This is a genomic window from Bifidobacterium moraviense (assembly GCF_012932365.1).
GTDB classification, from domain to species: Bacteria; Actinomycetota; Actinomycetes; order Actinomycetales; family Bifidobacteriaceae; genus Bifidobacterium; species Bifidobacterium moraviense.
In genome coordinates, this window is sequence record NZ_JAAIIH010000030.1 from 1 (window position 1) to 5,306 (window position 5,306).

General features: G+C 68.9%; 5 protein-coding genes. All 5 read right to left on the reverse strand.

Annotation, left to right across the window (positions count from 1 at the left end):
- Positions 1–139: 139 nt before the first annotated feature.
- Complete coding sequence (locus G1C96_RS09990; protein WP_205832132.1) at positions 140–277, reverse strand: hypothetical protein; 138 nt, start codon at positions 275–277, stop codon at positions 140–142.
- Positions 278–332: 55 nt separating this feature from the next.
- Positions 333–635 carry a BrnT family toxin gene (locus tag G1C96_RS09995; protein ID WP_169276440.1) on the reverse strand — a complete coding sequence of 101 codons (303 nt, stop codon included), beginning with the start codon at positions 633–635 and terminating at the stop codon, positions 333–335.
- Positions 636–714: 79 nt separating this feature from the next.
- A complete protein-coding gene (locus G1C96_RS10000) occupies positions 715–2,805 on the reverse strand; it encodes a hypothetical protein (RefSeq protein ID WP_169276441.1) in 2,091 nt (696 codons plus the stop codon).
- Positions 2,806–2,973: 168 nt separating this feature from the next.
- On the reverse strand, positions 2,974–3,327 hold the full coding sequence (locus G1C96_RS10005) for a chorismate mutase (RefSeq protein WP_243386694.1): 354 nt from the start codon (positions 3,325–3,327) through the stop codon (positions 2,974–2,976).
- A gap of 249 nt (positions 3,328–3,576) precedes the next feature.
- Positions 3,577–5,306 (reverse strand): transcription termination factor Rho (rho, locus tag G1C96_RS10010; protein ID WP_240945209.1); only part of this gene is annotated, 1,730 nt, incomplete at its 5' end.

A 5,306-nucleotide genomic window follows, 5' to 3' on the forward strand; every position in this document is an offset into this window, starting at 1 on the left:
CCAGGCCGAGCAGGACCCGGCCGTCGAACGCGCTAGACTCGTTGACAAGCCGCGCGGTTTCCTTCACTTTTTCAATCACACACCGAATGAAACCGCACGGCCCTTACACACCAAAATCGGAAGAGCCACATTGATTCGATCAGGAGAACACGAGCTTCCTATCCTCGCGCGCGCATTGCACCAGATACAGGTTGATCAGATTCTGGTACGGTATGCCGGTCTCCGCCGCCATGTTCTTGAAATAGTCGATGGCGACCTGATCGAGATTCATGGTCACGGCTTTTCTCTCCCGCTTCACATAGGGATTGGGCCTTGATTCACTGAAATCGTAGTTATCGAGCATCGTAGAACCTCCCATACTGTTGTGATTCGTATTTGCTGGCCTTTCGGGCGGAAATGATCCATATCGTGTTGCGGGTCTCCCGCTGGCAATGGACCACCACGAGGAGTCTTGCCTTCGTACTGATGCCCATCAGGATGAGGCGCTCCTCCGTCATGTCGGAATGCTCCGGATCATCGATGACTCGGGCATAGGGATCCAGAAACGCCGTGGCGGCCTCCTGGAACGTCACGCCGTGCTTGCTGACGTTGATCCTGGCTTTGGCATCATCCCACTCGAAATGCAACTCGTCCATGACACCATGGTATTGCCACCATACATATGCCGTCAATACATTCGGCGAAGCCCGGGCGCCGCACGCGCGCCGAGACGCCTCAGCCCATGAACTTGCCGACGATGGCGCCGAGGCCGGGAATCTGCGTGCCGGCGGAACCGTCCGTTCCGGCCGCGGCGATCGCGTCCGGGTCCCCCACCTCGGGCAGCACGATGAGGAAGCTCGCGGACGTCGTGTGCGTGTTGTCGCGGGAGACCACGTCGCTCGAGAGCGCCGCGGCATCGTAGGCGCGCACGGCCCCGGAAGCGCCGGCGGTTCCGGCCAGCACGGCCTTCACCGCGTCGGACGGCTCCTTGCCTTCCGGCAGCAGCAGGTCCGTGGCCGCCGTGACCGCCGCGCCGCATTCGGACAGCGTGGCGGTGCGGTCGAACAGGTCGCTCTGCCCCACCTCCAGCAGCAGCGTGGGGTCGGACGGGCGGATGCCGGCCGCGCCGCCCGCGGCGGCCGATGCCGTGCCCGGGAACGGGCTTCCCTCATTGGAGCCCAGCGCCGCGATGCCGTCTCCCCCGGCGGCCGCGACCTTGGCGTCGCCGCCGTCCGTGGCCCCCGCGCCGCCGCCGGCACCCGCATCGGCGGATGCGGCCTCGGCGTCGAACCGCGCGCCGTAGCGGTCGACGATCGTCCCCAGCATCGCGCCCGCGCCGGTGCGCTTCGAGGCGTTGGCCATGGTCTTGAGCGCGGCGGAGATCTGCGTCGTGTAGCGCTGCATCGACGCGCCGCCGCCGAAGTCCGCGTTGGTCTGCGCGATGGCCGCGTCCACGCCGAGCCCGTCGTTGCGGTGCGCGGTGAACGCGTCCGTGTACGCCATGGAGAACGGGATCATCGCGTTGGCGAGCTGCCCCTGGCCCTCGGAGTACTGCGACTTGCCGGCGGCCGCCTCCTTGCCCTGGCGCACGGTCAGGTCGGCCGCGAGACCGCTCGTGCCGCGCTGGCGGATGCGGCGGATCACCTCGTCGATCACGTCCGCGGCACCCTCGTGCTCGTGCGCGGCGCTCATCTCGTTGACCGCGGACGCGAGGTCGCTCACCGACTGCGAGAGCGGCGTGTCCCCGGTGAGTTCGCCGGTCATGCCGATCAGCGCGCCCATCTGCGTCTTGGTGCCGGGCGTGCCGGACATGTGCGCCGCGTAGGAACGCACGTAGCGGTCGATGTAGACGCCGAACCGGCTCACGTAGGCGTCGTGCTTGGCCTGAACCTCGCCGGCCGCCTTGGCGCGTTCCTGATCGCGCAGCGTCTGCAGTTCGCCGATGACGTCCGCGTACGCGCCGTCGTCGCCCGCGCCGTCGCCCGTCGAGGCAAGCGCGGAGGTGCCGGCGGCGAGCGCGGTCAGCCGGTCGCGCACCGCGGACGCATCGCCGGCGCCGGCCGTGTCGCCGTTGTCCGCGGGCACGGCGGCCACGATCAGGCGTCCGAGGCGGAAGGATTTCGCGGTCAGATAGCAGTCCCATTCGTTGGCGACGCCGGGCGCGCCCAGCATCGCCACGCGATGGTCGTCGCCGTCGTCGCTCACCACAGCGCCGTCCGACACGGCCACGTTCGACGTGACGTCGTGCGGGACGGTGAACGTGACGAGCGGCAGATCGTCGCACCCGTAGCGCGTGTCGGCCAGCGGGTTCGGCTCCACGCGGATGCGGATGCCCACCAGCCCGTCCGCGCCGGTGACGGTCCTGGCGTCGGCGTCGGGGCCGTTGAGACTGTAGGAGACGGTCACGGTCCACGGCAGGGCCTTGGCGCCGGCGGGCAGTATGGTCCGCGAGGTCAGGGTGCCCGGCTGCGCGGCGTCGAGACGCTGCACTGTGCCGGCGCGCTGCACGGCGGCGTTTGCGTCGGTGCCGGTCGCAGTGCCGGCGCCGGTCACGTCCTCGATGGTGCCCGGCCCGGTGACGTCGAAGACGTTGTCGACGATGAGGTCGCCCATGGTCCCGTCGTCGTTCGTCAGCGCATACACCGTCTGCGTCTTGGCGTATTCGGCGGTGCCGCCCGTGGCCGTCCGCGCCGACGAAGCGGTCCGCGCGTCCCACGTCCGCGTCGCGATGCCGTCGGAGGGCACCGCGGCGATCATGCCGATGCAGACGACCGCGGAGACCCCGGCCGCGCCGATGCGTGCCAGTCCCCTCGATCCGTTCGTCATCGCCGTGCGGTTCCTTTCCGTGCAGCCGTATGCGCAAGCCGCAAGCCGTATGTGAAGGCCGTGTATGAGGCCGGATTCCACTCTACGCCACGCGTCGCGACGGACGTCCGACGGATGCTCGACATATGTTCGACAGATGAGGGCGAGATGTCGACTCAGGATGTCGACTCAGGCGAACACGTCGAGCACGCCCGGGTCTCCCCCGGCGTCGGCGATGCGCTTGTGGCGCTTCTTCGATTCGGTGACGACGAATTCGCGGTACATCTCCGCGATGTTCGTGTCGAGCCCGGCGTCGATGGCGATGCGCTGCAGGCGGGCGATCTGGTAGTCCTCGCGCTTGTAGTCGGCGGGGGCGAATCCGGCGCCGGCCTTGAGCACGCCCACGGCGGCGGTGGCCTTGAAGCGTTCGGCGAGCAGGTGGATGACGGCGCCGTCGATGTTGTCGATGGTCTGGCGAAGCGCCTCGATGCGCTTCACGGCTTCGGCGACCTCGGGGTTCTTCGCGGCGGCCTCCTCGTCGATGGTGGAGGAGCGTTCGGCTTCGATCTCGTCGCTGACGGACGACGCCTGCGCGATGGCGGCGGCGCTGATCGGTGCGGCCGCGGGGTCGTTGGGATTGGTCTGGGTCTGGCTGTCCGCTGGCCGGAGCCAGTCGCCCTGTTCGGTATCGCTCATGGTGTCCAGACTAACGCAACGTGCCACCGAGCCGAAGCCCGATGGCACGTTGCGCAACGCGGGACGCCGTGCGAACCGTACGTCCGTCCGCCGCCGCTACTTGTTCTGCGGGAGCGTGGACGTGATGGCCGCGAGGAAGTCGCGGTTGGTGGGCGTCTTCTTGAGGCGCGGCACCAGCGTCTGATACGCCTGCTCGGGTTCCATGCCGCCGAGCGCGCGACGCAGGCCGTAGATGACGGCCAGCTCGGCAGGCGGGGTGATGAGCTCCTCGCGGCGGGTGCCGGACGCGTTGATGTCAATGGCCGGGAACAGACGCTTGTCCGCCAGCTCGCGGCTCAGACGCAGCTCCATGTTGCCGGTGCCCTTGAACTCCTCGAAGATCACCTCGTCCATCTTGGAGCCGGTCTCCACCAGCGCGGACGAGATGATGGTGAGGCTGCCGCCGTTCTCGATGTTGCGGGCGGCGCCGAAGAACTTCTTGGGCGGATACAGGGCCTGCGCGTCCACACCGCCGGACAGGATGCGTCCGGAGGCCGGCGCGGCGATGTTGTAGGCGCGCGCGAGGCGGGTCATGGAGTCGAGCAGCACGACCACGTCCTGACCGAGCTCCACGAGGCGCTTGGCGCGTTCGATGGCGAGCTCCGCGACGGTGGTGTGGTCGGATGCGGGGCGGTCGAACGTGGAGGAGATGACCTCGCCCTGCACGGTGCGCTCCATGTCGGTGACCTCTTCGGGGCGCTCGTCCACCAGCACCACCATGAGGTGGACCTCGGGGTTGTTGGTGGCGATGGAGTTCGCGATGTTCTGCAGGGTGATGGTCTTGCCGGCCTTCGGCGGGGAGACGATCAGGCCGCGCTGGCCCTTGCCGATGGGCGAGACGATGTCCATGATGCGCCCGGTGATCTTGCTGGGCGTGGTCTCCTGCTTGAGGCGCTCCTGCGGGTACAGCGGGGTGAGCTTGGCGAACTGCGGGCGGTTCGCGGCCTCCTCCACGCTCATGCCGTTGATGGAGTCGATGGACTGCAGCGGCACGAACTTCTGGCGCTGGTTGCGGCGGTCGTTGTCGCGCGGGGCGCGGATGGCGCCGTGCACGGCGTCGCCCTTGCGCAGGCCGTACTTCTTGACCTGGCCCATGGAGATGTACACGTCGTTCGGGCCGGGCAGGTAGCCGGAGGTGCGCACGAACGCGTAGGAGTCGAGCACGTCCACGATGCCGGCCACGGGGACGAGATCGTCCTGCTGGGACTGGTAGTCGTCGCGACGGTCGGCGCGATCGTCGCGGTCGTAGTCGCGCTCGTCGCGGTTGCGGCGGTCGTCGCGGCCGTTGCGGTCGCGGCGGTTGCGGCGCTCGTCGCGGTCGTTGCGGTCGTTGCGGCCGTTGCGGTCGCGGCGGTCAGAACGGTCGCGGCGGGAACGGCGGTCGAAGTCGTCGTCGCCGTTGTCGTCCTTGCGCGAGGGCAGCGTGGCGAGGATGTCGTCGAGGTCGCGCACGTTGCCGTGCTCGTTCTCGCGCGGTTCGACGTCGTGGTCGCGACGACGGCGGCGCGGCAGCTGCAGCGGCTCGTCGTCGACGGGCTTGGCGGCCTTGCGCGGCGCGCGGGCGGCGTTCTCGTCGATGCCGAGCACCTCGAACAGATCGCCGGGGGCCTGCTTGGCGTCGCCGGAGGCCGGCGCGGCGTTCTGGTCGCGGCGGGGACGGCGGTCGGTGCGCACGGACGTGGTCTTGGGCGGCGCGGGCAGGTCGATGTCGATCTCCACGGCCTTGCGGCGCACGCGACGGGCGGGCCTGGCCTCGCCGGAGGGGGCGTCGGCGGCGGGCGCGGATT